At 33.4% G+C, this 3,691-nt stretch carries 3 protein-coding genes; all 3 read right to left on the reverse strand.

The genetic code is table 11. The annotated features are described in order from the left end of the window. Positions 1-157 precede the first annotated feature (157 nt). From QWC74_RS02815 to QWC74_RS02825, 3 genes are read right to left on the reverse strand one after another with little or no spacing between them, the layout of a single operon-like run. Positions 158-1,018, reverse strand: coding sequence for a carbohydrate ABC transporter permease (locus tag QWC74_RS02815; protein ID WP_006784717.1), 861 nt, complete (start codon positions 1,016-1,018; stop codon positions 158-160). A 10-nt stretch (positions 1,019-1,028) separates the two neighbouring features. Continuing rightward, a complete protein-coding gene (locus QWC74_RS02820; protein WP_006784718.1) occupies positions 1,029-1,955 on the reverse strand; it encodes a carbohydrate ABC transporter permease in 927 nt (308 codons plus the stop codon). A gap of 3 nt (positions 1,956-1,958) precedes the next feature. Continuing rightward, positions 1,959-3,302: an ABC transporter substrate-binding protein gene (locus tag QWC74_RS02825; protein WP_006784719.1), complete on the reverse strand. Its 1,344-nt coding sequence runs from the start codon at positions 3,300-3,302 to the stop codon at positions 1,959-1,961. Positions 3,303-3,691 lie beyond the last annotated feature (389 nt).

Consider the following 3,691-nt stretch of genomic DNA (forward strand, 5'->3'; position numbering starts at 1 on the left):
AATATAAGATTTAAAATATGTTTCTAATTGCTTCAACATCCTCACATCCTCCAACTTTAGATAACCCTGGTTTGTTTTTTTGTGAAACTTTTCTTTTTATTCTAATAAAAGATAAATAACTAATGACCGAAGTCATTAGTTATTTATGGTTAATAAACTATTCTTTTGAACCTGTTGATGCAATACCGTCAATGAAATATCCTTGTGCACAATAGAATAAGATAATTGAAGGGATAATTGACATTAATGACATTGCGAAAATATTTCGATATTGAACAGCTGAATCTGTGTTATCCATTGCTAAACGCATCGCAATTGATAATGGATACTTGTCAATACTTGAAATATAAATTAACGGTCCTTGGAAATCATTCATTCCCCACATAAATGTTAATAATGCTACCGTAACAATTGTTGGTTTCATCACTGGAATTAAGATGTGAACTAATGTTTGGAATGAGTTACATCCATCCATTTTAGCTGCTTCATCTAACTCTTTAGGAATGGTACGCATAAATTGAATTAACATGAAAACAAAGAATGAGTTAGTTGCAAATGCACTATCTAACCATAAAGGAATATGTGTATCTAATAAATTAAGATCACGCCAGAATAAGTATAGAGGAATACGGAAAATAACATCTGGCATTAATAAAGTCCCAATTACCATCACAAATACAAACTTTTTAAATTTAAAGCTACGGCGTGTTAAAACATAAGCCGTTAAAATGCTTGAAACAACTGTGAAAATTGTTCTTGGAATTAAATATTTCATTGAGTTCATGAAATAATATCCTAAGTTAAATGGTGTATTTGTTTTCCATCCATTTACGATTGATTCCCAACCATTTTGAATATCTTTTGGCCAGAATGCTGCTGACGTAAAGATTTCTGTGTTTGTTTTAAAGATTGCTCCTACAAGCCAAAGCAAAGGGTACATCATGAAGAATCCAACGATTGCGAGGACCATGAAACGTACTGTTGCATTGATTTTTTGTTTTGAAAGACCTTTCACCATACTCATCTCCTTAATCGTTATAATGTACCCAATAATTTGAGCTTCTGAATACTACCGCTGTTAATGCCATAATGATAATGAACATTACCCAAGATGCGGCAGAGGCATATCCCATTTTAAAACTACTAAACGCATTTCGGTAAATGAAAAGGTTTAATAAGTAAGTTGAGTTTAATGGACCTCCATCAGAAATTAAGTAAGCTGAGTTGAACTCTTGGAAAGACTTAACTAATAATTGAACCGCGTTAAATAAAATAACTGGTGTAATGGATGGAACGGTAATCGCAAAGAATGAACGCCATTTTCCTGCTCCATCAATTGAAGCTGCTTCATATAAAGATTGTGGAACATTTTGAAGTGCTGATAAGAAGATTAACATAACTGATCCAAACTGCCATGCTTTTAATAAACTTAAAACAATAATCGCATAACGTGTATCTGTTAACCACATCACTGATTCTAACCCCACTAAATTTAAACAAGCATTGATAACTCCATCATTACCAAAAATAAATTTCCAAACGATTGAAACGGCAACACTTCCCCCAAGAATCGATGGAATATAATAAGCGGTACGGAAGAAGTTAACCCCTTTAATTTTAAAGTTTAAGATGTATGCAATAAATAATGCAAACACAAGTACTAACGGTACCGTTAAGAAGACATATTTGAAGGTAACCATTAATGATGTTTTGAACAATTCATCTTCCATTAATAAGTAACGATAGTTTTCAAATCCAATAAATTTTGGTGCACGAATCAAGTTGTTTTGTTGTAAACTCAAAACTAATGCATCGATGAATGGATTTAATTTAAAAACTAAGAATCCAATTACCCACGGTAATACATATAAATAAGAACTATTAAACTTAAATTTCTTTTTTACTTTCGCCTCATTTTTGATTGTGCTATTCGCAACCTTTTTTACATTTTCCACCTTTTATCGCCCCATTGCTTCATCCATAATTCTTGGCATTTCTTTAATAACTTTTTCAGCCGCTTCTTGTGGTGTCATTGTTCCAAACACGACAGCCTCTCCTGCACCTTCATATAAATCTTTTACATCTGTGTATTCAAAGAATGGATGCATGATTGTTGATTCAATATTTGAGTGCATATTGTAAGCCTCTACCGTTACACCAGTTAATAATCCTTTATCAACTAAAATATCATATCCAGCTTGGTTAGCAGGAATTCCACGTTGAGTTCCCATGATTTCAACTGCTTTTTCATCTGTTAACATCCAGTTTAAGAATTTTGCAACTTCTTCAGGATTTTGAGCATTTTTACTAATTGCAAATCCCATTGAAGGTTTTTGAATATTACCAGTTAATTTTGCTCCATCCATTGTGAATTGAGCGAACGGTTCTACTACTTGACCTTCTTCTAACGTATCAATGTATTTAGCGGCACTTGAATCCCACTCATTAATTCCACCGTATTCTCCAGTGATCCATTTTGGATTTTTCTCATCTAATTCATTTGAATCAACATTTCCAGCAGGCATTACATGATTTTCAACCATGTCTGCTAATAATTGATATCCAGCTGTTAATTCTTCAACTGAGTATTGAATGTTTCCATCAGTATCAAAGAATGTTTTCCCTGTTTCTTGCTCTAAGTAACTGAAGACTAAATACATCATTCCTGCTTTTCCTAATTTACTTAGTGCGTAGTAGTTATCTCCTAATGATGATTGAATTGCTTTACCAGCATCCATTAATTCGTCCCAAGTTGTTGGAATGTCGACTCCAGCATTTGAGTAAAGCGTTGTATTTAAGAATGGTACACGAGCGGTAATACTTGTTGGAATAGCTTGAAGTTTATTTTCAATTGTCATTGCATCTAATAAAGATGAATTATAGTTTCCTAATTCTAAATTAGATAACGTATTTAAATCGTAGAACCCATCACCATCTGGTGAGTAAATCCATAACCAGTTGTAGTTTACTTGCATTAAATCTGCATTTGTTCCCCCTGCATATTGCGTTGTAAATTTATCTTGAAATCCAGACCAAGCCGCATATTCAGGTATGATTGTAACGTGTGGATTTTCCTCCATGTACAATTCAATCACCTCTAATGTCGCCGCATGACGTGAATCTCCTCCCCACCAAGAGAAACGGAATGATACTGGATCATTTGATTCAGTTGTTGTCCCCTCTTGTGTTGTTGATGATTCTGGTGTTGTTGTTGAACCGTTATCTTTTGCTTCGTTCCCTGAACAAGCCACTAATGTTGCAGCACAAGCAAAAACAGTTGCTAAAGACCATATTTTTTTCACTTAAAAACCCTCCCTAGATTTTTTTACAACTTAATAGCTGTTTTTGATTTAGTGAATCCCCCCGGTTGGTTCACCAGATTGCCCCTCTTTTTCTCGTTCGTATATGCGAACTTCATTCGGTTGGAAACGCTTAACTCAAAATTATCATACTTTTTCCAATGTCACAAGATAATTCCACCAAATAATTTGTGAATTTGTTTAAAATCTTTGTGATTTTTTGAATTTTTTCCCAAAAGACATATGCTCAGAACCAAAACAACTAGGATTGTTGGTTTTTGTCGATTTTGTCGTTTTTTACTTTGAACTTCAACTTTTTTACCTGATTAATTTAATACCTGAATTATATAATTAAGTCAGACAACTGGTAAACGTATTTAATGGTAATAAAA

Origin of the sequence: uncultured Turicibacter sp., from assembly GCF_938044715.1 — a bacterium.
Lineage (GTDB): Bacteria > Bacillota_I > Bacilli_A > MOL361 > Turicibacteraceae > Turicibacter > Turicibacter sanguinis.